We start from the raw sequence: 21,226 nt of genomic DNA on the forward strand, positions 1-21,226 counted from the left end.
GGCCGTACGCCCCGGCAGTGTGGCGGTGGCCACGTGTGTAGCTCGCCGGGCCCGGCGAGCCCGCCTGCCAAGCTGGTCCGCATGACCAGTCGTAAGAACCCGCTCGTCGTCGTGGCCGTGCTGATCCTGGTGCTCCTGGCCGGGGCCGGGTACCTCCTCGCGAACAAGGGGAGCGGCCACTCCAAGGCCGCCGCGAGCCCCACGGCGGCCGCCACGGGCACCCAGGCCGCCGGCTCCCAGGCGCCCAAGCCCTCGGCGCCCAAGCCGTCCCCGCCCGCCGGCGGCACCGCCCCGGCCGGCACCTGGGTCCCCGCCGACCCCGCGCTGGCCGACGTCTGCCGCACCAAGCTCCCCAGCCAGGCCCAGGACACCCTCGGCCTGATCGCCAAGGGCGGGCCCTACCCCTACAACCGCGACGGCATCGTCTTCGAGAACCGCGAGAGCCGCCTCCCCAAGAAGGCCGACGGCTACTACCACGAGTTCACCGTGGTCACCCCGGGCTCCAACGACCGCGGCACCCGCCGGGTGGTCACCGGCACCTCCGGCGAGCAGTACTGGTCCGCGGACCACTACGCGACCTTCCAGGAGATCGACCCCCGCTGCTGAACCGTCGCCGTACCCTCACCGCGCTCGCCCTCACCGCGCCCGGCGCCAGCTGACCCGCTCGTGCGGGCCGTGCGGGCCGGTGGTGACCAGCGCGGTCAGCTCGTGCAGCACCGGCGCCGGATCCCGGCGGAGCTGGACCGGGGTGGTGCGGACCACCGGGAGCCCGGCGGCGGTCAGCCGGTTGGCGCGGCCCAGCCCGCGCTCGTGGTCGGCCGGGCGCAGGTGCCAGGCGCGGGAGTCGATCTCCAGGGCCACGCAGGCGTGCGGCCAGTAGGCGTCCGGCACGGCGAGGAAGCGCCCGTCCAGGAAGAGCACCGGGTTCCACAGCGGTTCGGGCAGGCCCGCGTGCGCCAGCAGTTCGCGGGCCTCGGCCTCGACCGCCGAGCGCACCCCGGCGGTCAGGTCCTCCACCACCCGGGCCACCTGCGGCAGCCCGAGCGCGCCCGGTCTGGCCAGCAACTGGTCCAGCAGTTCGCCGAGTTCGCAGTGCCGCCGCTGGACGGCCTCCGCGCAGAGCGCCCGGAACCGGTGCTGCCCGGTCCCTCCCGGCGCGAGGTCCGCCAGCGCCCGCGCCACCGTGGTGCTCCACAGCCCGTCGTCCCGCTCGAAGCCGCCCGGCATCGCCCCGCCCGCCCGGTGGATCCGGACGAACTCCAGGTCACGAACCCGGCGTTGGCGGGGGATCAGGACGTCGACCGCACCGAGGTCGGCCGGGTGCCCGGCGCTCGGCAGCCCGGCGGCGGCCAGCACCGCGAAACCGGTCAGCAGCACCTCCCCGGCGCGCGGCTGGTGCCCCTTCGGCGTCGCGTAGGCCAGGGCGGCCCGCAGCTTCTGGTGGACCGTCAACCTCCCGTTCTGCAGGCAGATCACCCGGGGGAGCACCTGCTGCCAGGGCCCGCCCGGCCGCAGCCGGTGCGCGATGGTGCCGGAGGGCACCCCGAGGCGGCGCAGCTGCGCCCGGGTGGCGATGTGCTGCTGGTCGGCGCCGAGCAGGGCGACCGGGTCGAGCGGGTTCGCGCGGGTCATGCCAGGGTGCTGCCCGCCCGGATCGGAGGTATGCGAAACATCCCCCCGTCGGGGGCTCCCGGCAAACGTGTTGACGGAGCAGAACGGAGCAGAACGGAGCAGAACGGAGCAAAGATGTTGACGGAGCGGCGCCCGACCGGCTGAGCTGGTGCCCATATGACGACCCCACACACCGGCCCCGCGCTCGACGCGCTCCAGGGCCTCTCCGTCGGTGACGCCCTCGGTGCCCAGTTCTTCGTCCCCGGGACGGCCCGTACCCACCTCGCCGACCGCACCGACCCGCCCGGCCCCTGGCCGTGGACCGACGACACCGAGATGGCCTGTTCGGTGTACGCCGCCCACACCGAACGCGGCGCGATCGACACCTTCGACCTCACCCACGCCTTCGCCCGCCGCCACGACTTCGACCGCGGCTACGGCCCGGCCGCCAACCGGATGCTGCGGCTGATCCGCGAGGGCGGCGACGCGAAGCGGCTGGCCGCCGAACTCTTCGACGGCCAGGGCTCGTACGGCAACGGCGCCGCGATGCGGGTCGCCCCGCTCGGCGCCGCGTACGCCGAGGACCCGGCGGCGGTGGTCCGCCCGGCCGCCGACACCGCCCTCGTCACCCACACCCACCCGCAGGCGGTGGACGGCGCGATCGCGGTCGCGGTGGCGGCCGCGTACGCGGTCCGGGCGCGCACCGAGGCCGTGACGCCGCACACCTTCCTGGCGGCGGTGGCCGCGCTCACCCCGCGCGGGGCCGTCCACGACGGCCTGACCGAGGCGATCGGCCTGCTCGCCGAACCCGATCCGCTGGTCGCCGCCAAGGTGCTCGGCAACGGCAGCCGGACCTCGGCGGTCGACACCGTCCCGTACGCCCTGTGGTGCGCCGCCCGGAACCTCGCCGACTACCGGACCGCCGTGTGGGACGCGATCGCGCCCGGCGGCGACATGGACACCGTGGCCGCGATCACCGGGGGAGTGGTCGCCGCGCACACCGGCGCGGACGGCATCCCAGTGGCCTGGCCGGCCGCCCGCGAGCCGCTGCCCGACTGGGCGTTCCCCGAGCCGGGCGGCGTCCGCGGCCGCGAAGAGCGGCTGCGGCTGCCCCGGCCGCACCCCGTCCCGGACGTGGTCTGGACGGACGGGCAGTGGCAGCGCATCCGGTCCGACGCCCCGTCGCGGGGCCGCTGGTGGGTCAGCACCCGGGAGGGCGTGGTCAGCGTGCACCACCCCCGGGGGCACCCGGTCTGGGAGGTGACGGTGGCGTCCGTCCGCGGCGGCTGGCGCCCGGTCACGGCCTTCGTCGAGGCGTACCCGGGTGCCTACCCGCTGTTCCCGGACGGCCGGAACCTCGCCGACCTCGACGTGGTCCTCGCGGCCGTCGCCGCCCGGGACCGCGTCACACCGTGATCATCAGCTGCCCGGCGCCGCTGCCGCCCTGTCTAAGGCACTCCTGGTTGATCGCCGGATCCGGCGCGCTCGGCGAGGTGGCGGCGGCGATCCGCAGCTCGATGATGTCCCGGACGGCCGGCCACTCGGCGTCGAGGATCGAGTAGAACGCGGTGGAGCGCACCACCCCGTCCAGTCCGCGCGAGTGGGCCCGGCGCACGCCCTCGCAGGTCGCGCCGAGCCGCTCGATCGCGGCGCGCGAGCGCTGGTTGCGGGCGTCCGCGCGCAGCGAGATCCGCTGCACGCCCCAGGTCTCGAAGGCGTGGCGCAGCATCAGCAGCTTGGCCTCGGTGTTGATGCCGGTGCCCTGGGCGCGCGGCGAGAGCCAGGTGTTGCCGATCTCGGCGGCGTCCGGGACGGCCGTGGCCGGATCGCCGAACGGGACGCCGGGCATCGGGGGCCACACCATCGGGCCCTGCCAGTAGTCCAGTTCGAGGAACCGGGTGGAGCCCACCACCCGGCCGTCGGCGACGTTCACCGTCGCGAACGGCAGCGACCGTCCGGCGGCCTGGTCGGAGAGGGCACGCGCGATGTAGTCGCGGGCCGCTTCCAGGCCGTGCGGGACGGGCGTGAAGGCGTAAGTCGTACGGTCCTCGGCGCCGGCCTCGGCGATGGCCTCGGCGTGGTGCGCGGCGAGGGGCTCCAGCCGCACGGTGCGGCCGGTGAGGATGACAGGTACGGGCACGGAACCTTCGGTCCTTCATCGGTCGGAGGATGCCTCCCGCGCCGGGGTACGGCACGAGGTGCGGGGACGGTTTCGCCCCGGCCCGGGACCGTCCGCCGGGTAGCCGTGCGCGCCGGAGGATTCCGGTCGGGCGGGGCGGGGGCGGCGGCCCAGGAACGGGCGGCGCGGGTGCCGGAACGGACACGGATCCTCGGACCGGTCCGGCGGGAAGAGCGAGGGGACAGTGTGCGTCCGCGAAATGGCCGAAGAGGGAACGAGAGCGCGAAGGGAAGCAGGCGGCCAGGTGAAGGCAAGGTGCGTCGTGGGGCTGGCCGAGCACCGGACCGGGACGTGGCCGACGGCGTTACGGGACGACGTGACGACGACGCGACGATGCGAGGCAGCGAGAGGACGATACCCGCCAGAAGGCGGTGCGTCACTTCGCGGCGCGCGAATGGGCGCGCGGGCCGCTCCGGCGGGCCTCCGGACGGGCCCCCGCACCCCCCGTGACCAGGGACTCTTCCTTCGGGTGCGATCATGGTCGGGAGCGGTCGGCCGGGGGCGTCGGAGGAGTCGTCCGGCGTGGCGGGAATTCCCCCGTCGCCCGGTGCGCTGGAGAGGACGAGAAGCCGGTCGGCCGGGACGAGCAGAGAACGGGGTTGGGTGCGCGGTGCGTGACTTCCAGGCGTTGTACGAGCTGGATCAGCAGGGCGTGGCCGCGGTGGCCGCGGCCACCGCGCGGTTGCGCGACACCGGCGCCGGTCTGGTGCTGCTCCACCACTTCGAGGGCTTCATGGACGCCGGGGAGGCCGGCGGCCAGGTGGTGGCCCACCTGCTGGAGACGGGCTCGCCGCAGGTGGTGGCCCGCTTCGACCACGACCGGCTGGTCGACTACCGGGCCCGCCGCCCCGCGATGGTCTTCGACCACGACCACTGGACGTCCTACGACCCGCCGGAGATCCTGCTCCAGCTCGCCCACGACGCCGCCGGCGCACCGTTCCTGCTGCTCAGCGGCCCGGAGCCGGACGTGGAGTGGGAGCGCTTCGCGCGCGCCGTCCGCGAGCTGGTCGAGCGCTTCGAGGTCCGCCTCTCGGTCGACTTCCACGGCATCCCGATGGGCGTGCCGCACACCCGCCCGGTCGGCCTGACGCCGCACGGCAACCGGCTGGACCTCGCGCCCGGGTACCCGCAGTGGTTCGAGCAGGCCCAGGTCCCGGGCAGCGCCCAGGCGCTGCTGGAGTACCGCCTGGCCGAGGCCGGGCACGACGTCCTGGGCTTCGCCGTGCACGTGCCGCACTACGTGGCCCGCTCGGCCTACCCGGCGGCGGCCGTGCTGATCCTGGAGGCGGTGCAGTCCGCCACCGGGCTGGTGCTGCCCGGCACCCGGCTGCGCGAGCGGGTCGGCGAGGTCTACGCCGACATCGAGGAGCAGCTGACGCAGGGGGACGGCGAGTTGCGCTCGGCGATCCGCGGCATGGAGGGCCAGTACGACGCGGTGGCGGGCGCCGAGAACCGGGAGAGTCTGCTGGCCGAGCCGGTGGACCTGCCCTCGGCGGACGAACTGGGCCGGCGCTTCGAGCAGTTCCTGGCCGAACACGAGCGCGACGCGGAGTAGCCGCTAGGTGGCCGTTCCGTACGCCCTCGGTGCACGCTCCGTACGCGTGCGTTCCCCTTGGAAGGATTTCGCGGAGGCGGGATTCATCGTCGCCGGCCGCGCGTTGGAGCCTGAGGTGCCCGGGGGACGGGCTGCCGTAGGGAGCCGACCGTGACTCGACGCACCCCCGGGGGGACCGCATGCCCAGGACCACACGCCCGACCCTCACCATGACGGCGGGGGCGGCCGCGCTGGCCGCCCTGCTGCTCGCCGGATGCACCGGCGGCGGCGGTACGGACAACCAGGGGAAGGACCTCGCGGACGCGGTGCCCGGCCGGGCGAAGGCCGGCGCGACCCCGACCCCCACCCCACCGCCCACCGGCCCGTACGTGGCGCTCGGCGACTCCTACACGGCCGGCATGCAGATCCCCCCGCACGCCGGCGAGCCGCGCGGCTGCTCCCGCTCGGGGGTCAACTACCCGTCCCTGGTGGCCAAGGGCCTCGGGGTGGCGTCCGGCGAGTTCCGGGACGTCAGCTGCACCGGCGCCACCACCGTGGACCTCACCGCGCCCCAGGACACCGGCAACGGCACCAACCCGGCCCAGCTGGACGCGCTGACCGCGGACACCCGGCTGGTCACCCTCGGGATCGGCGGCAACGACGCCGGATTCATGGAGGTCGTGACGGAGTGCGCCAAGGACAACCTGGTGGACGCGGTGAAGGGCGTGATCAAGCAGACCCGCGCCGCTTCGCCCTGCCGCGACCACTACTCCTCCGGCGACGGCGACGACCAGGTCCAGCGCAAGGTGAACGAGGCCGGGGACCGGCTCGGCAAGGTCCTCCAGGACATCAAGCGGCGCTCCCCGCAGGCCCGGGTGTACGTGATCGGGTACCCGACGCTGCTCCCGGCCGACCCGGCGAGCTGCCTGCCGGTGCTCGGCAAGACGGTGGCCGTCCCCGACCTGGGCTTCCTCTCGGAGAAGGAGCAGCAGCTCAACGGCATGCTCAGGAAGCACGCGCAGGCCGCCGGCGCGGTGTTCGTGGACACGGCCGGGCCCTCGGCCGGGCACGACATGTGCGCCGGCGAGGACAAGCGCTGGGTCGAGCCGCCGTTCCCGGCCCGCGGCCTGGCGCCGATCCACCCCAACGCCAAGGGGCAGGAGGCGGTGTCCGGCTTCGTCCTCAAGGCGATCCGGGGCTGACCGGGGCTGACCGCTGCGACCCGGGGCCGACCGCCGCCGCACGGGGCCGACCTGCTCCGCCGGAGGCGTGCGCACCGCGGCCGCCGCGCCCGGGTCCGTGCCGTTCGGGTGAGGAGGACCCGCCGGGGGCGGGCACCCGCGCGCCGCGCAGCGTTCACGCCCCGGCCCGCGCCCCTTCGCGCGCGGCACACCCCGGGTGTCGGAGGTGCGGCGTACCGTGAGAGGCATATGGATGACACCGCGCACCGCCTCGCAGCCCCGACCCCGTACGACCACGCCGCCGAGGCCCGCTGGGTCCCCGAGCCCGACAAACGCCCGGGCCGTACGGCGTTCCAGCGCGACCGCGCCCGGGTGCTGCACTCGGCGGCGCTGCGCCGGCTGGCCGGCACCACCCAGGTGGTCGCCCCGATGCGCAGCGACTTCCCCCGCACCAGGCTCACCCACTCCCTCGAATGCGCCCAGGTCGGGCGGGAGTTGGGCGCGGCCCTGGGCTGCGACCCGGACCTCGTGGAGACCGCCTGCCTGGCCCACGACATCGGCCACCCGCCCTTCGGCCACACCGGCGAGGAGGCCCTCGACCAGGCCGCCGAGGCGTGCGGGGGCTTCGAGGGCAACGCCCAGTCGCTGCGCATCCTGACCCGGCTGGAGCCCAAGCGCTTCGCCCCCCAGGAGGAGCCGTCGACCCGGCTCGCCCCCTGGCCCGGCCGCAGCGTCGGCCTCAACCTGACCCGCTCCGCGCTCGACGCCGCCACCAAGTACCCGTGGACCAGGGGCGCCCACCCGCTCGACCCGGCCTCGCCCAAGTACGGCGTCTACGCGGACGACCTGCCGGTCTTCCGCTGGCTGCGGGCCGGCTCCCCGACCGGGCGCAAGTGCTTCGAGGCCACCGTGATGGACTGGTCCGACGACGTGGCCTACTCCACCCACGACGTCGAGGACGGCCTCCAGGCCGGCCACATCGACCCGGCCGTCCTGCGCGCCCCGAGCGAGCGCGCCGAACTCTTCAAGGTCGCCGAGCGCTACGCCCGGGACGCCGAGCCCGAGGAGCTGGCCGACGCCCTGGACCGGCTGCTCGGGCAGGAGTGGTGGCCCCACGCGTACGACGGCACCGCCCGCGCCCGGGCCGGGCTCAAGGACCTCACCAGCCAGCTGATCGGCCGCTTCTGCCTGGCCGCCGAGCAGGCCACCCGCGCCCGCTACGGCCCCGGCCGGCTCACCCGGTACGGCGCCGAGCTGGTGGTGCCGCGGGACGTCCGGCTGGAGTGCGCGGTGCTCAAGGCGGTCGCCGTCCGCTTCGTCATGCAGCGCGACGAGCAGGCCCAGCTGCGGGCCCGCCAGCGGATCGTGATCGCCGAGCTGGCGTACGTGCTCACCCAGCGCGCGCCCGAGGGGCTGGACCCGGTCTTCGCCGCCATGTACCGCGAGGCCGAGGACGACGGGGCCGCCCTGCGCACGGTGATCGACCAGATCGCCACCCTGACCGACGCCTCCGCCCTGGCCCTGCACGCCAAGCTCGTCGGCGCCGCCTGGGCGTGACGCCCGCGGCCCCAGCCCCGGCCCCCGACCCCGGCCCCAGGACCGGCCCCCGAGTCCGGCCCCCGACCCCGGCCCCAGGACCGGCCCCCGAGTCCGGCCCCCGACCCCGGCTCGAAACCCCGGCCACCCCAGTAGACTTCCGGGGTGGCCGGGCGGATCAGGGACGAAGACGTACAGGCGGTGCGCAGCGCACTGCCGATCGACGCCGTGGTCGGCGACTACGTACAGCTGACCAACGGTGGCGGTGGCGAGTACAAGGGGGTCTGCCCCTTCCACGACGAGAAGTCCGCCTCCTTCTACGTGAACCCCGCCAAGGGCGTCTTCCACTGCTTCGGCTGCCAGGAGAACGGCGACACCATCGCCTTCCTGATGAAGATCGAGCACTTCACCTTCGCCGAGGCCGTCGAGCGGATGGCCGCCCAGGCGGGCATCACCCTGCGCTACGAGGAGGGCGGCTACAGCCCCCGCCACCAGCAGGGCGAGCGCACCCGCCTGGTCGAGGCGCACAAGGTGGCCGCCGCCTACTACCAGGAGCAGCTGGCCTCGCCGGAGGCGGAGATCGGCCGCCGCTTCCTGTCCGAGCGCGGTTTCGACGAGGAGGCGGCCAGGACCTTCGGCGTCGGCTACGCCCCGGCCGGCTGGGAGCACCTGGTCCGCTACCTGCGCGGCAAGGGCTTCACCGACAAGGAGATCCTGCTCGGCGGCCTGGCCTCGCAGGGCCAGCGCGGCGGTCTGATCGACCGCTTCCGGGGCCGGCTGGTCTGGCCGATCCGGGACATCGCCGGCGAGGTGGTCGGCTTCGGCGCCCGCCGGCTGCGCGAGGACGACAACGGCCCGAAGTACCTCAACACCCCCGAGACGCCGATCTACAAGAAGTCCCACGTGCTGTACGGCATCGACCTGGCGAAGAAGGAGATCGCCAAGTCGGGCCGCGCGGTGGTGGTCGAGGGCTACACCGACGTGATGGCCTGCCACCTGGCCGGGGTCACCTCGGCGGTGGCCACCTGCGGTACGGCCTTCGCCGAGGACCACATCAAGATCATCCGCCGGCTGCTGATGGACACCTCCCAGTACCGGGGCGAGACGGTCTTCACCTTCGACGGCGACGCGGCCGGCCAGAAGGCCGCCCTGCGCGCCTTCGAGGACGACCAGAAGTTCGCCGCCAAGACCTCCATCGCGGTCAGCCCGGGCGGCATGGACCCCTGCGACCTGCGCCTGGCGCAGGGCGACGCGGCGGTCAAGCAGCTGATCGACAACCCGGTCCCGCTGTTCGAGTTCGCGCTGACCTCGGTGGTGGCCCGGCACCGGGTGGACACCCCGGAAGGGCGCTCGGCCGCGCTGGAGGAGGCGGCCCCGATCGTCGCCAAGATCAAGGACCGCTCGATCCAGCACGAGTACGCCGTCCGGCTGGCCGGCATGCTCGGCATCCTGGACGAGCCCTTCGTGGTGCGCCGGGTCTCCCAGCTGGCCCGCTGGGACCGCGAGCGCCAGCAGAACCCGCGCGGCGCCGCCCTGCGCCGGCCCGAGGCGGTGCGGGCGCCGAACCCCGCGCAGCCCGCCTTCCGGCTCAACCCGCGCGATCCGGCCCAGTTCGTGGAGCGCGAGCTGCTCAAGCTGGCGCTGCAGCACCCGGACCTGGTCAGCCCGGCCTTCGACCACTACGGCGAGGACGAGTTCCCGACGCCGCCGTACACCGCCGTACGGCAGGCCATCGCCAAGGCCGGCGGCGCCGCGTACGGGGCGACCCTGCCGGACTTCACCGGCGCGGTGCGCGAGGCGTCCCCGGACGACCGGGTGCGCTCGCTGGTCACCGAACTGACCGTCGAGCCGGTGCGCTCGCGCCGCAAGGTGGACGCCGTCTACGCGGGGGAGTTCCTGGTCAAGCTGCGCCTGCTGGCCGTCGACCGGCGGATCGCCGAGGTCCGCGGCTACCTGCAGCGGCTCGGCCACCGGGCGGACGCCGAGCAGCAGCACGCGGTGCAGACCGAGCTGTGGCAGCTCCAGCAGTACGGCGACCAGCTGAAGAGCCGGGGCGCCGCCGCCCTGTAGCAGTCGCCGCACAGAAAGTCGGCGCACGAGTCTCGGCCACGGAGTGTGGCGTACCGCACACTGGATGGCGTCCCACCTCCCAGCGCGGGTCCGCCAGAGTCGCGCCCGCCCCGAGGGGATGCCCGTGGAGCAAGGCCACGCCGCAGCGACCACCACCAGTACGAGAGCGACCCCCGCCGAAGCGGCGGGGGACCAGGAGACCGATCACGGCCGGGCCGGGGCGGCACCCCCGGACGGTGCGCGGGTCCCCGCCCAGGGCCTGCCGGAGGGCCACCCGGAAAGTCCCGAGCCCGAGCCCGAGCCCGAGCCCGCATCCGACACCGCCGACGGCCCCGACGCCGACGGCCCCGGCCTCGATGCCGACGCCGACGCCTTCGCCGAGCCCGGCCTCGCCGACGAGCAGCGGCTACCGGCCGAGGCCGGCCCGGCCGCCGACCTGCTGCGCCAGTACCTGCGCGAGATCGGCCGGATCCGCCTGCTCACCGCCGCCGAGGAGGTCGAGCTGGCCTGCCGGGTCGAGGTCGGCCTGTTCGCCGAGGAGCGGCTGAACGGGCACCCGCCGCCGCCCGACCCGCTCACCGGGGAACTGGACACCCTGGTGGTACGGGGCCGGATCGCCAAGCGCCGGCTGATCGAGGCCAACCTGCGCCTCGTCGTCTCCGTCGCCAAGCGCTACGTCGGCCGCGGCCTGACCCTGCTGGACCTGATCCAGGAGGGCAACCTGGGCCTGATCCGGGCGGTGGAGAAGTTCGACTACACCCGCGGCTTCAAGTTCTCCACGTACGCGACCTGGTGGATCCGCCAGTCGATGAGCCGGGCGCTGGCCGACCAGGCCCGGACGATCCGGGTGCCGGTCCACGTGGTCGAGCTGATCAACCGGGTGGTCCGGGTCCAGCGCGCGCTGCTGCAGCAGCACGGGCTGGAACCGACGGCGGCCGAGATCGGGGCCGCCCTGGAACTGACCGGGGAACGGGTCCGTGAGCTGCTCCGGCTGGCCCAGGAGCCGATCTCGCTGCACACCCCGGTCGGCGAGGAGGACGACGTCGCGCTCGGCGACCTGATCGAGGACGCCGACGCCGCCTCACCCGCCGAGTCCGCGACCTTCCTGCTGCTGCGCCAGCACCTCGACGCGGTGCTGGCGACCCTGGGCGAGCGGGAGCGCCAGGTCGTCCAGCTCCGCTACGGGCTGGACGACGGCCGCCCGCGCACGCTGGAGGAGATCGGCACGGTGTTCGGCGTGACGCGGGAGCGGATCCGCCAGATCGAGTCGAAGACGCTGGTCAAGCTCCGCGACCACGCCTTCGCCGCCCAGCTGCGCGGCTACCTGGACTAGGAAGTGGCCGACGGCGTCGGCACCGGCGTCTCCGTCGGGGCCGACGCGGGTGCCGACGCCGGGGCAGGCGTCGCGGCAGTCGTCGCTGCCGGGGAGGCCGTCGCCGCTCCGGCCCCGGTGCCCGGCGGCGGGGAGGCGGGGCCGATCGGGATCGGGGTGGAGGCCACCACCGAGGCCAGGTCGGAGACCTCCTCGGTGCAGAAGTCCCCGACCGGCTCGTGGCGGTGGCCGCAGATCTTGAAGCCGATCGACGGATCCGCCGCGTTCAGCATGCTCGAGTAGTTGTCGTACCCGTAGTGGATGAGGCCCTGCTCGCTGTCGCCGGTGCTGTCGATGATCGTCGCGGAGTCGCCCGGCTCGCCCTCGGTGATCGCCGCCCAGGCGGCCTGGCACTTCTGGCTGTACCGGAGGTAGATGACCACCTTGCCGATGACGTCGGTGTGCAGGGTCCGCGCGTCCTTGCCGCAGCCGGTGCTCTTGGGGTCCTTGTGATCGCAGCCCATGGCCTGGCAGGTCGGGGCGGCGGGGACGGGCTTGGCGGTGGTGGCCGCCGGGGACGCGGTCGGCAGCGGCTCGGGGGCCGCCGCGGGCTGTCCGCCGTGCCGGGTGGTGGCGCGCAGCCCGGCCAGCACCAGCAGGACCGCCAGCACCGCCGCGCCGGAGAACAGCACCACCGGGCGCCGCCACCAGGCGACGGCGGCGGGCGCCGCGGCCTCTTCCGGGCCGGACGGCTCGTCGGGGGCCGGCTCACCGGGCTCCGACGGCTCACCGGGCGGCTTCTCCTCGGCCGGGGATTCCTCGGCCGGGGATTCGTCGGCCGGGGACTCCTCGGCAAGGGACTCCTCTGCCGGGGCGTCCCCCACCGACGGCTCGTCCGGTCCGTCCGGTGCCGTCACCGCCCGTTCCCGGAGCGCCCGCAGCGCGGCCCCGTCGCAGTCGACCGCCCCGATCAGCGCCTCCAGCGCCTGCTCGGTGACGACCCTCTTGCCGTTCAGCCAGCGCTCCCACGAGGCCCGGCTGTAGTGCGTCCGGGAGGCCAGCTCGGACAGCGAGAGTCCGGCGGCGTCCTTGATGGCCCGGAGCTCCTCGGCCAGGCGTCTGGCGGGCTCTGACAGCTCCTCGGGCAGGTTCTTCCAGGCGGAACCCATGCGGCCTTCCAAAAGTTGCGAGACGGAACGGGGACGGGGACGGGCGGAACGGCGTCCGGCCCGGGCCGTTCGGGTGTCTCCGCGTCTCCAACCTCGTCGGCCTGACGTCTCAATCCCCTGGTCATGGCGCTGAGACGGACGGAAGTGTCTCACAAGCCAAGGGATGGCTCGAACAACCCTGGTGCGGTCGTGCAGAGTTCTCTGGTCGGCACGGTTGACCGTCCGACGCTTTCGTTCGGATACCGGACGGCTACATGCCGTTCGTCCGAATTCCGTCCCGGCTCCCCCCACGGAGCCGGGGCAGCCTCGCGGGGGGAGGCTGCCCCGGTCGGTCCGGGACCAGTCCGGCGGGAGGGTGCTTCACTGCGCTCTCCCGCCGTGACGTCTTCCCGCCGTGACGTCTTCCGGAGGCGACACGGTCAGGGCGTGCCCGACCGGCTCAGTGGTGGAAGCCCGACCGGGCCGGCACCCCGAGCTCCTTGAGCGGGACGGGCTGGCGCCGCAGCTCCGGCAGCAGCCGGTCGAGGTCGGCGAGCAGCAGGTCGGCGAGGTCCCGGGAGAAGCCGTTGCGGCAGACCACCCGGAGCACCGACAGGTCCTCCCGGTTCGCCGGGAAGGTGTACGCGGGCACCTGCCAGCCGCGCTCGCGCAGCCGCCGGGAGACGTCGAACACGTCGAAGGGGACGTCCCCGTCGGTGGTGAAGGCGAAGACCGGCACCTGGTCGCCGCGGGTCAGCAGCCGGAAGCAGTCCAGCTTCCCGATCTCCCCGGCCAGGTAGGTGGCGACCTCGCGGCTGGCGCCCTGGACGGCCCGGAAGCCCGCCCGGCCGAGCCGCAGCAGGACGTAGTACTGGGCGATCACCTCGGCGCCGGGCCGGGAGAAGTTGAGCGCGAAGGTCGGCATCTCGCCGCCGAGGTAGTTGACCCGGAAGACCAGCTCCTCCGGCAGCGCCTCCTGGTCGCGCCAGAGCGCCCAGCCCACGCCCGGGTAGACCAGGCCGTACTTGTGCCCGGAGGTGTTGATCGAGGCGACCCGGGGGAGCCGGAAGTCCCAGACCAGCTCGGGGTCGAGGAAGGGCGCCACCATGCCGCCGGAGGCGCCGTCCACGTGCACCGGCACGTCGATGCCGGTGCGCTCCTGGAGGTCGTCCAGGGCCGCGCAGATCTCCGCGACCGGCTCGTACGAACCGTCGAAGGTGGAGCCGAGGACGCCGACCACGCCGATGGTGTCCCGGTCGCACAGCGCGACCGCCCGTTCGGCGTCGAGGTGGAAGCGGTCGCCCTCCATCGGCGCGGTGCGGGCCTCGATCTCCCAGAAGTTGCAGAACTTCTCCCAGCACACCTGCACGTTGACGCCCATCACCAGGTTGGGCCTGGCCCCGGCGGCGTAGCGCTCGGGGTTGCGGCGCATCCAGCGGCGCTTGAGCGCCATGCCGGCCAGCATGCAGGCCTCGCTGGAGCCGGTGGTGGAGCAGCCGACGGCGGTGTCCGGGTCGGGGGCGTGCCAGAGGTCGGCGAGGATCGCCACGCAGCGCCGTTCCAGCTCGGCGGTCTGCGGGTACTCGTCCTTGTCGATCATGTTCTTGTCGAGGCACTCGGTCATCAGCCGGGTGGCCTGGGTCTCCATCGACGTGGTGACGAAGGTCGCCAGGTTGAGCTTGGCGTTGCCGTCCAGCATCAGCTCGTCGTGGATCAGCTGGTAGGCGGTCTCGGCGGGGACGGCGCCGGCGCCGAGCCGGTGCACCGGCGGGGCCAGCTTCATCGCGCCCAGCGGGTCGGACACGGCCGTGAACGCACCGATGCTCAGCCGGCGGTTCCCGCGGGCCCCCTTGTGCAGCGCCATGGCGTCCTGCCGCCCTTCGGGTCGGTGGCGGTGTCCCGTCCCACGCTGCCACCGGGCGCCGGGTGACGCATCTTCACCGGCCCGGCACCGGCCCCCGGCACCGCTCCGGCCCCGCGGCTCAGCCCGCCGCCTCCGGGTGGATCTGGTCCCGGGCGGCCTGGAACTGCCGGCGCACCGCGGCGCCGATCGCCAGGTCCTGCTCCCCGTCGGGCTCGACGGTCTCGGCGTCCGGCAGCTCCCACTCCGGCGGCTCGGGGGTGCCCGCCAGTGCCCAGGCGGCCTGCCGGGCGGCCCCGCGGGCGGCGTGCGCGCCCGGCGGCGGCACCACGACGGGGACGCCGAACAGCATCGGGGCGACGTGCCGGACGGCGGGCAGCCGCCCGGCCGCGCCGAGCAGGAACACCCGGTTGATCCCGACGCCCCGGGCGCGCAGCACGTCCAGGGCGTCCGCGATGTTGCACAGCATGCCCTCGACGGCGGCCCGGGCCAGGTGCTGAGGGGTCATCGCCTCGGCCCGCAGGCCGGTCAGGGTGCCGGCCGCGTGCGGCAGCGCGGGGGTCCGCTCGCCGTCCAGGTAGGGCAGCAGCACCAGGCCGTACGAGCCGGGGGAGGAGTGCAGGGCGAGGTCGCTCAGGCCCTCCAGGTCCCGGCCGAGCAGCGCGGCGGTGGAGAGCAGCACCTGGGCGGCGTTGAGGGTGGCGACCATCGGCAGGTGGCGGCCGCTGGCGTCGGCGAAGGAGGAGACCAGGCCGGAGGCGTCCACCACGGCCTCCTCGTGCACCGCGAAGATCGTCCCGGCGCTGCCGAGCGAGACCACCGCGTCGCCCGGGCGCAGGCCCAGGCCCAGCGCGGCGGCCATGTTGTCGCCGGTGCCGGCCGAGATCAGCAGGCCCTCGGGGGTGTGCCCGGCGGGCTCGGCGGGGCCGAGGACGTCGGGCAGCTTGAGCTGGTGGCCGAGCGCCAGTTCGACCAGGTCCTGGCGGTACTCGCCGGTGATCGGCGACCAGTAGCCGGTGCCGGAGGCGTCGCCGCGGTCGGTGGTGCGGCGCTTGGGGTGGCCGAGCAGCTGCCAGACCAGCCAGTCGTGCGGCAGCAGCACCTCGGCGACCCGGCGGGCGTTGGCCGGCTCGAACTCGGCCAGCCAGCGCAGCTTGGCGATGGTGTACGTCGGGGCGGGCACGGCGCCGATCGCGGCGGTCCAGGCGGCCGGGCCGCCGAGGGCGTCGAGCAGCTTGGCGGCGGCGCCGCTGGAGCGCGGGTCGTTCCACAGGATCGCGGGCCGGACCTGCACCCCGCCCGCGTCCAGGCCGATCATGCCGTGCTGCTGCGCGCTGACGCCGATCGCCCGGACGCCCTCCAGCAGGCCGCCGGCCGCGGCGTCGCCGAGCGAGTGCAGCCAGACCTGCGGGTCGGCCTCGCCGGGGCGCAGGTCCTGGTCCTCGGGGACGGGGTGCGGTGCCTTGCCGGAGCGCAGGACGGCGCCGGTTTCCGTGTCGCACGCGACGATCCGGGTACGGCTGGTCGAGCTGTCTATCCCCGCGACGATGGCCATGTCGAGATCATGCCTCAGCCCGGCCCGGGACGCGTCCGGGCCGGGTGAGCCTTTGCCCGTTCGGAACCCTCGGTTGGGATCCGCTTCGTCCTCGCGTCACCGCCCCGTCACGGGCGGAAGGTACCCCAGCCGTCGTCCTCCGGCCGGGCCCGGTTGAAGTACGGCACCCGGTCGGTGACGACCGACGGCAGCCGGTCTCCGACGCGGTCCGCGACGGCGCCCGCGGCCTTGCCGGCCACCGCGCCGGCCTGCTGCCGGGCCCGGTCGGCGGCGCCCTGGACCGCGGGGTTCCGGGCGATCTGCCGGGTGACCTTGGCGATCTGCTCGTAGCGCTCGCGCCCGGCCCGCGAGCCCAGCACGTAGCCGGCCGCGAAGCCCGCGGCCAACGACAGCTTCCACATGATCGGATCCACCCTCTCCTGGCGGCCTTCTGCCGCATTGCCCTACCCGTCGGTCGGGACGGCGAACCGTCCGCGCCCCCAGCATCCCCGGGCGCGGCGGCGGGCGCGCGCGGGGCACGCCGGGCGGCAACCGCGGGGCAACCGGCGAAAGCGATTGGCGGACCACCCCCCCGAGTGCGCTAATGTATGTCCCGCAGCGAGCGCCGCGGAGCCCGGGAAACCGGGGGCCGGGGCGGTGGCCGATCCCCCATAGCTCAATTGGCAGAGCAGCCGACTGTTAATCGGCAGGTTATTGGTTCGAGTCCAATTGGGGGAGCTCGGGACGTGGCCCTTCCGGGGTCCGCATCCCGTCCGTGGTACGGAAGTTCAGTACCGCGATCCCGCATAGCTCAATTGGCAGAGCAGCCGACTGTTAATCGGCAGGTTATTGGTTCGAGTCCAATTGCGGGAGCTGCACCGGGTCCGCCCGGTGACTGCTCAGAGCGAAGGCCCCCCGGCCGACCGGGGGGCCTTCGTGTTTCCCCCGGCGCTGTCGCGTACGTCACGTCGTGGCGCCGCCCCCCGGAGGGCCCCTCAGCCGGCCGGAATCAGGTGGTCGCCTTCCGGTACAGGTCGGCGATCCGCTGGTCGAAGGCGACGCTGTACGAGGTGCTCGGGGAGTCTCCGCCCTCCTGGTAGCCGCCGATCACGCCGACCACCGCGCCCTGCTCGGTCACCCACGGGCTGCCGCTGGTGCCGTCGCTGTAGCCGCCGCAGTCGAAGCGCTCCTGGGTGGCGCTCTGCGAGCGGGTCCGGACCGCGCAGGTTATCGGCTCGTCGCTCTCGTTCGGGTAGCCGGTCACCGAGACCGACAGCCCGAAGCCCTGGTCGGTGCCGAGCGGGTTGCCGCCGACCGCGTCCTCGACCTGTCGGCCGTCGACCGCGCCGACCGTGACGAAGGCCACGTCGTACTCGGGGTCGTCGTCGGCCGACCAGCGCGGGTCGACGGTGACCGACCGCACCGGCCAAGTGCCGTACGGGGTGGAGCCGTTGCGGTAGCCCGGGGTGAACACCAGGCCGTCCAGCAGGCCGATCCGGTGGTTCTGCACGCAGTGCGCGGCGGTCACCAGCAGGTTGTGCCGGGGGCTCTGCACCACGCTCGCGGTGCACGCCCGGGGGCCCTGCGCGGTGTGGATGGAGAGCGTGCCGATCCGGTCCCGGGCGGCGCTCTGCCGGGCGACCTCGGCGGTCGGCCCCTCGTCCTGCCCGCCGCACGCGGTGCCGGCGGTGAGCAGCAGGGCGGCCAGTGCGGCCGTACGTGCCGTGCGCGCGGACCGTACCGGGCGGGAGGCCATCGGGGCTCCGTCTCGTTCCTCGGGGCGGGCACCGGGAGTGTGCGTTCCGCCGTTCGTGAGGAAGATCTACCAGGCCGTGCCGGGCGGCGCCACCGCCGGGGCCCGGTCCGGCCCCGGTCAGCCGGTGGCGCGGTCGTACAGCGCCTGGACGCGGTCGCCGAAGTAGCTGCTGTACGAGGTGTCCGGGTTGTCGCCGCCCTCCTGGTAGCCGCCGATCACGCCGACCACGGTGCCGGTCCTGGTCGCCGGGTCGAAGTCGGTGACCCAGGGGCTGCCGCTGGTGCCGCCGGTGTAGTCGGGGCAGTCGATCCGCAGCTGGGTCGGGCTCTGCTCGGAGGTGGTGTTGGAGCAGGTGATCGGGACGTCGCTGCTGCCGGGGTAGCCGGTGACCCTCACCGGCACCCGGTAGCCGCGGTTGACGCCCAGTCGGTTGGCGCCGAGCACCTGCTGGACCTGCTGCCCGTTCTGGGCCTGGACGACGGCGAAGGCGACGTCCATGTCCGGGTCGGCGTGGTCCTTCCAGGCGTCGTCCACGGTGACCGACAGCAGCGGCCAGACGCCGCTGGGGGTCTCGCCGTCCCGGTAGCCGGGGACGAAGACCAGGTCGCTGCGCCGGCCGAGCTTCGGGTCCCAGACGCAGTGGGCGGCGGTGACGACGAGGTTGAGCCCGGCGCTGTCGACCACGCTGGCGGTGCAGAAGTGGTCGCCGTCGGCGTTGCGGGTGAACACCGCGCCGACCAGGCCGTTGAGCACGGTGGGCTTGGCGGTGCGGGTCACCCCGGTGTGCTTGCCGACCGCGCCCTTGAACCGCTGCCTGTTCCAGCCGTGGGCGTCCCCCGCGGCGGATGCGGGCGGCGCCGAGGTGACCGTGGGCACGCCCCCGCCGGGCCCCGCCGAGGTGGTGCAGCCCGCCGCGGCCAGCGCCACCGCGAGCACCCCGGCCGTCGCTCCCGCTCCCGCCCTACGAGTCGTCATCCGCCCAGGCTGCCCCGGACGGGGGCCCCGCCGCCACCCGGGCCCCGCCGCGGGGAGAGGGCGCGCACCGTCGCGCACCCAGGTGCGCCCCCGGCGCGCACCACGGGTGATCGACCGGCTATGCTGCCCGGGACGGCCTCGCAGGGGCCGTCTGCTGCTGCCGTGGCCGACGACCGGCGCGCGCGGCGAACCGGGGCGGTAGCTCAGCCGGTTAGAGCAGGGGACTCATAATCCCTTGGTCGTGGGTTCGAGTCCCACCCGCCCCACCTTCTCGATGCGTGACGAGTGTCGTGAACGACCGTCCGCGGGCGCGCTCCTGATCCGGAGCCCGGCGCCTGCGACGACGCAGAGTCTAGGGCGCGGCCACCTCCTTTCCCGTGTGGCGCGCCGCGATTCACCCGCCCGTGGGCATCGGCCCCGGTACCGCCTGACGGCTCCCCACCTCCGCCCGCTCCCCGCTGCCGACCCCTGGCGCACTGTGCGAAAAAAGTGATATCACTTTGACAGCTGACGCGAGCACTCGCGCGGCGCACATCGAACAGGGGGAGTCGGTCCCATGACCGCACCGCACGTCTCCGTCGAGGACGGCCCCGTCCTCGACATCCCGGCCCCGAAGATCACCGAACGGCTCATCACCGGTTCCGCCGGGTTGCCGATGCTCTTCGGCTCGCTGCTCGGCCTGGTCGCCGGGGCCGCGTCGTTCATCACCGGCATCGTCCAGCTGTCCGGCGGGAACGGCGGGCCGGGCGCCGCGCTGGTGGCCGTCGGGCCCGTGCTGCTGATCACCTCCGTGGTGCTGCTCTGCGGGCTGACGGTGGTCTCGCCCGGCCAGGCCCGGGTGGTGCAGCTGCTCGGCCGCTACCGGGGCACCGTCCGCGCCGAGGGCCTGAGCTGGATGAACCCGTTCACCAGCCGTCGCCACATCTCGCTGCGGATCCGCAACCACGAGACCGAGACCACCAAGGTCAACGACGCGGACGGCAACCCGATCGAGATCGCCGCCGTGGTGGTCTGGCAGGTCGAGGACACCGCGATGGCCATGTTCGAGGTCGACGACTACACCGACTTCGTCGCCATCCAGACCGAGACGGCCGTGCGGCACATCGCCACCAGCTACCCGTACGACGCCCACCACGAGGGCCAGCTGTCGCTGCGCGACGGCGCGGAGGAGATCGCCCGCAAGCTGTCCGCGGAGATCTCCGCCCGGGTCGCCTCGGCCGGCGTGCGGGTCATCGAGTCCCGGATCACCAGGCTCGCCTACGCCCCGGAGGTCGCCCAGGTGATGCTGCAGCGTCAGCAGGCCGGGGCCGTGGTGGCGGCGCGCAGGCTGATCGTCGAGGGCGCCGTCGGCATGGTCGAGGAGGCGCTGGACCGGCTCGCCGAGCGCGACGTGGTGGACTTGGACGAGGAGCGCAAGGCCGCCATGGTGAGCAACCTCCTGGTGGTGCTCTGCGGCGACCGCGGCGCCCAGCCCGTCGTCAACACGGGCTCCCTCTACCAGTAAGGCGAGGCAGTGGCGACGGAGCGGAAGAAGATCCTGTTGCGACTGGACCCTTCGGTTCACGACGCCCTCGCCAGATGGGCTGCGGACGACCTGCGCAGCACCAACGCGCAGATCGAGTTCCTCCTCCGCCGCGCCCTGACGGACGCGAGCCGGATGCCCAGCGGCGCGGACCGGCTTCCCCGGCGCGGACGCCCGCCCAAGGAGAGCCCGGCCAAGGAGAGCCCGGCCAAGGAGAGCCTGCCCAAGGACGGCTCGGAGCCCGACGGCTCCACCGAGAGCTGACCGGCGGCCGGGCGCGCGAAGACTTCGGAGACCGACATGGACCTGCCCGCCACCCTCCCCGAGAAGCTGTACCTGCTGGCCTACGACCCCGAGCGCGAGCGGCTCACCGGCACCCTCCACCTCGACCTGGCCGTACGGGCGGCGGCGCTCACCGAACTCCTCCGCCGCGGGCTGATCCGCGACGACGGCCGGCACCCGGTCGGCGTGGCCGGCCCGGCCGACGGCCTCGACCCGCTCTCCGCCGCGCTGCTGGAGGCGATCCACCAGGGGCGTCGGCGCACGTGGAAGGGCTGGATCGGCCGCGAGGCGTGGTCGGCGCGGGTGGTCCGCGACGGGCTCGCGGCCGCCGGCCGGATCCGGGTCGAGCGGCGCCGGGTGCTCGGGCTCTTCCCGGTCGCACGGGTCACCCTGCCGGAACCCCGGGTGCGCAAGGCGCTGGCGGCGAGTGTCACGTCGGCGCTGAGCGGCCCGTTCAGCCGGGTCGACCCGGCCGACGCCGCCCTGGTCGCGCTGGTCGACGCCGCCCGGCTGGGCTCGGCCCTGACGTGGCGCCGGCGCCGCGAGTTCCGGGCCCGGATCGACAAGCTGGCCCCCGCCGCCGGCCCCGTCCCGCGCGCGCTGCGGCGGGCCATCAACGCGAAGGGCGCGGACGGCGGGGCGGGCTGACCCGGCGGCCCGGGCCCGGGCCCGGACCCGGACCGGTCCCGGCCGCCGCTGACGGTGGCCGGGCTCCCGCCGTCCGG

At 74.5% G+C, this 21,226-nt stretch carries 18 protein-coding genes and 3 tRNA genes; 13 read left to right on the forward strand and 8 right to left on the reverse strand.

Features of this window, described 5'->3' with window-relative positions:
• The first annotated feature begins 81 nt into the window (after positions 1 to 81).
• Positions 82 to 606 carry a ribonuclease gene (locus ACYP53_RS15360; RefSeq protein ID WP_459647682.1) on the forward strand — a complete coding sequence of 175 codons (525 nt, stop codon included), beginning with the start codon at positions 82 to 84 and terminating at the stop codon, positions 604 to 606.
• Between the two features lie 30 nt (positions 607 to 636).
• Here ACYP53_RS15360 and ACYP53_RS15365 read toward each other — a convergent pair whose 3' ends face one another.
• Positions 637 to 1,632: a hypothetical protein gene (locus tag ACYP53_RS15365; RefSeq protein WP_459647683.1), complete on the reverse strand. Its 996-nt coding sequence runs from the start codon at positions 1,630 to 1,632 to the stop codon at positions 637 to 639.
• 156 nt (positions 1,633 to 1,788) lie between these two features.
• On the opposite strand from ACYP53_RS15365, the gene ACYP53_RS15370 reads away from it, so the two are divergent.
• Entirely contained in the window at positions 1,789 to 3,027 is a 1,239-nt protein-coding gene (locus tag ACYP53_RS15370; RefSeq protein WP_459647684.1) for an ADP-ribosylglycohydrolase family protein, read from the forward strand.
• On the opposite strand, the gene ACYP53_RS15375 is transcribed toward ACYP53_RS15370, so the two are convergent.
• A complete protein-coding gene (locus ACYP53_RS15375; RefSeq protein ID WP_189918091.1) occupies positions 3,017 to 3,751 on the reverse strand; it encodes a GNAT family N-acetyltransferase in 735 nt (244 codons plus the stop codon). The two genes, ACYP53_RS15370 and ACYP53_RS15375, sit on opposite strands and share 11 nt — an antisense overlap.
• A 649-nt stretch (positions 3,752 to 4,400) precedes the next feature.
• Here ACYP53_RS15375 and ACYP53_RS15380 point away from each other — a divergent pair.
• From ACYP53_RS15380 to ACYP53_RS15400, 5 genes are all read left to right on the forward strand, one after another.
• Entirely contained in the window at positions 4,401 to 5,345 is a 945-nt protein-coding gene (locus ACYP53_RS15380; protein WP_459647685.1) for a PAC2 family protein, read from the forward strand.
• A 179-nt stretch (positions 5,346 to 5,524) separates the two neighbouring features.
• On the forward strand, positions 5,525 to 6,526 hold the full coding sequence (locus ACYP53_RS15385; RefSeq protein ID WP_459647686.1) for an SGNH/GDSL hydrolase family protein: 1,002 nt from the start codon (positions 5,525 to 5,527) through the stop codon (positions 6,524 to 6,526).
• A gap of 228 nt (positions 6,527 to 6,754) precedes the next feature.
• Entirely contained in the window at positions 6,755 to 8,062 is a 1,308-nt protein-coding gene (locus ACYP53_RS15390; protein ID WP_189918097.1) for a deoxyguanosinetriphosphate triphosphohydrolase, read from the forward strand.
• Between the two features lie 144 nt (positions 8,063 to 8,206).
• Positions 8,207 to 10,111 (forward strand): DNA primase, encoded by a 1,905-nt coding sequence (gene dnaG, locus ACYP53_RS15395; RefSeq protein WP_189918099.1) that lies wholly within the window; start codon positions 8,207 to 8,209, stop codon positions 10,109 to 10,111.
• A 118-nt stretch (positions 10,112 to 10,229) separates the two neighbouring features.
• The gene (locus ACYP53_RS15400; protein ID WP_459647687.1) at positions 10,230 to 11,444 is read left to right on the forward strand and encodes an RNA polymerase sigma factor; all 1,215 of its coding nucleotides are present in this window, start codon (positions 10,230 to 10,232) and stop codon (positions 11,442 to 11,444) included.
• On the opposite strand, the gene ACYP53_RS15405 is transcribed toward ACYP53_RS15400, so the two are convergent.
• The 4 genes from ACYP53_RS15405 to ACYP53_RS15420 all read right to left on the reverse strand — a co-directional run bounded on the left by ACYP53_RS15405 (position 11,441) and on the right by ACYP53_RS15420 (position 16,391).
• Positions 11,441 to 12,592 (reverse strand): helix-turn-helix domain-containing protein, encoded by a 1,152-nt coding sequence (locus tag ACYP53_RS15405; RefSeq protein ID WP_459647688.1) that lies wholly within the window; start codon positions 12,590 to 12,592, stop codon positions 11,441 to 11,443. The genes ACYP53_RS15400 and ACYP53_RS15405 overlap by 4 nt on opposite strands.
• A gap of 439 nt (positions 12,593 to 13,031) precedes the next feature.
• A complete protein-coding gene (locus tag ACYP53_RS15410; protein WP_459647689.1) occupies positions 13,032 to 14,435 on the reverse strand; it encodes a glutamate decarboxylase in 1,404 nt (467 codons plus the stop codon).
• Positions 14,436 to 14,553: 118 nt separating this feature from the next.
• Positions 14,554 to 15,987, reverse strand: coding sequence for an FGGY family carbohydrate kinase (locus ACYP53_RS15415; RefSeq protein WP_189918105.1), 1,434 nt, complete (start codon positions 15,985 to 15,987; stop codon positions 14,554 to 14,556).
• A gap of 107 nt (positions 15,988 to 16,094) precedes the next feature.
• Complete coding sequence (locus ACYP53_RS15420) at positions 16,095 to 16,391, reverse strand: hypothetical protein (RefSeq protein ID WP_189918485.1); 297 nt, start codon at positions 16,389 to 16,391, stop codon at positions 16,095 to 16,097.
• Positions 16,392 to 16,631: 240 nt separating this feature from the next.
• On the opposite strand from ACYP53_RS15420, the gene ACYP53_RS15425 reads away from it, so the two are divergent.
• Positions 16,632 to 16,704 (forward strand) — tRNA-Asn (locus ACYP53_RS15425).
• Between the two features lie 62 nt (positions 16,705 to 16,766).
• Positions 16,767 to 16,839: transfer RNA gene (locus ACYP53_RS15430), tRNA-Asn, on the forward strand.
• Positions 16,840 to 16,975: 136 nt separating this feature from the next.
• On the opposite strand, the gene ACYP53_RS15435 is transcribed toward ACYP53_RS15430, so the two are convergent.
• Positions 16,976 to 17,722 carry a trypsin-like serine peptidase gene (locus tag ACYP53_RS15435; RefSeq protein ID WP_459647690.1) on the reverse strand — a complete coding sequence of 249 codons (747 nt, stop codon included), beginning with the start codon at positions 17,720 to 17,722 and terminating at the stop codon, positions 16,976 to 16,978.
• A 117-nt stretch (positions 17,723 to 17,839) separates the two neighbouring features.
• Complete coding sequence (locus ACYP53_RS15440) at positions 17,840 to 18,697, reverse strand: trypsin-like serine peptidase (RefSeq protein ID WP_459647691.1); 858 nt, start codon at positions 18,695 to 18,697, stop codon at positions 17,840 to 17,842.
• 192 nt (positions 18,698 to 18,889) lie between these two features.
• Here ACYP53_RS15440 and ACYP53_RS15445 point away from each other — a divergent pair.
• From ACYP53_RS15445 to ACYP53_RS15460, 4 genes are all read left to right on the forward strand, one after another.
• Positions 18,890 to 18,963, forward strand: a tRNA-Ile gene (locus tag ACYP53_RS15445).
• A gap of 290 nt (positions 18,964 to 19,253) precedes the next feature.
• Positions 19,254 to 20,201 carry an SPFH domain-containing protein gene (locus ACYP53_RS15450; protein ID WP_189918111.1) on the forward strand — a complete coding sequence of 316 codons (948 nt, stop codon included), beginning with the start codon at positions 19,254 to 19,256 and terminating at the stop codon, positions 20,199 to 20,201.
• A 9-nt stretch (positions 20,202 to 20,210) separates the two neighbouring features.
• Positions 20,211 to 20,483 carry a type II toxin-antitoxin system antitoxin gene (locus tag ACYP53_RS15455; protein WP_459647692.1) on the forward strand — a complete coding sequence of 91 codons (273 nt, stop codon included), beginning with the start codon at positions 20,211 to 20,213 and terminating at the stop codon, positions 20,481 to 20,483.
• 36 nt (positions 20,484 to 20,519) lie between these two features.
• Positions 20,520 to 21,149, forward strand: a complete 630-nt coding sequence (locus ACYP53_RS15460; RefSeq protein ID WP_459647693.1) for a GOLPH3/VPS74 family protein — start codon at positions 20,520 to 20,522, stop codon at positions 21,147 to 21,149.
• Positions 21,150 to 21,226: the final 77 nt, after the last annotated feature.

It is taken from the genome of Kitasatospora sp. Ki12 (genome assembly GCF_054601375.1).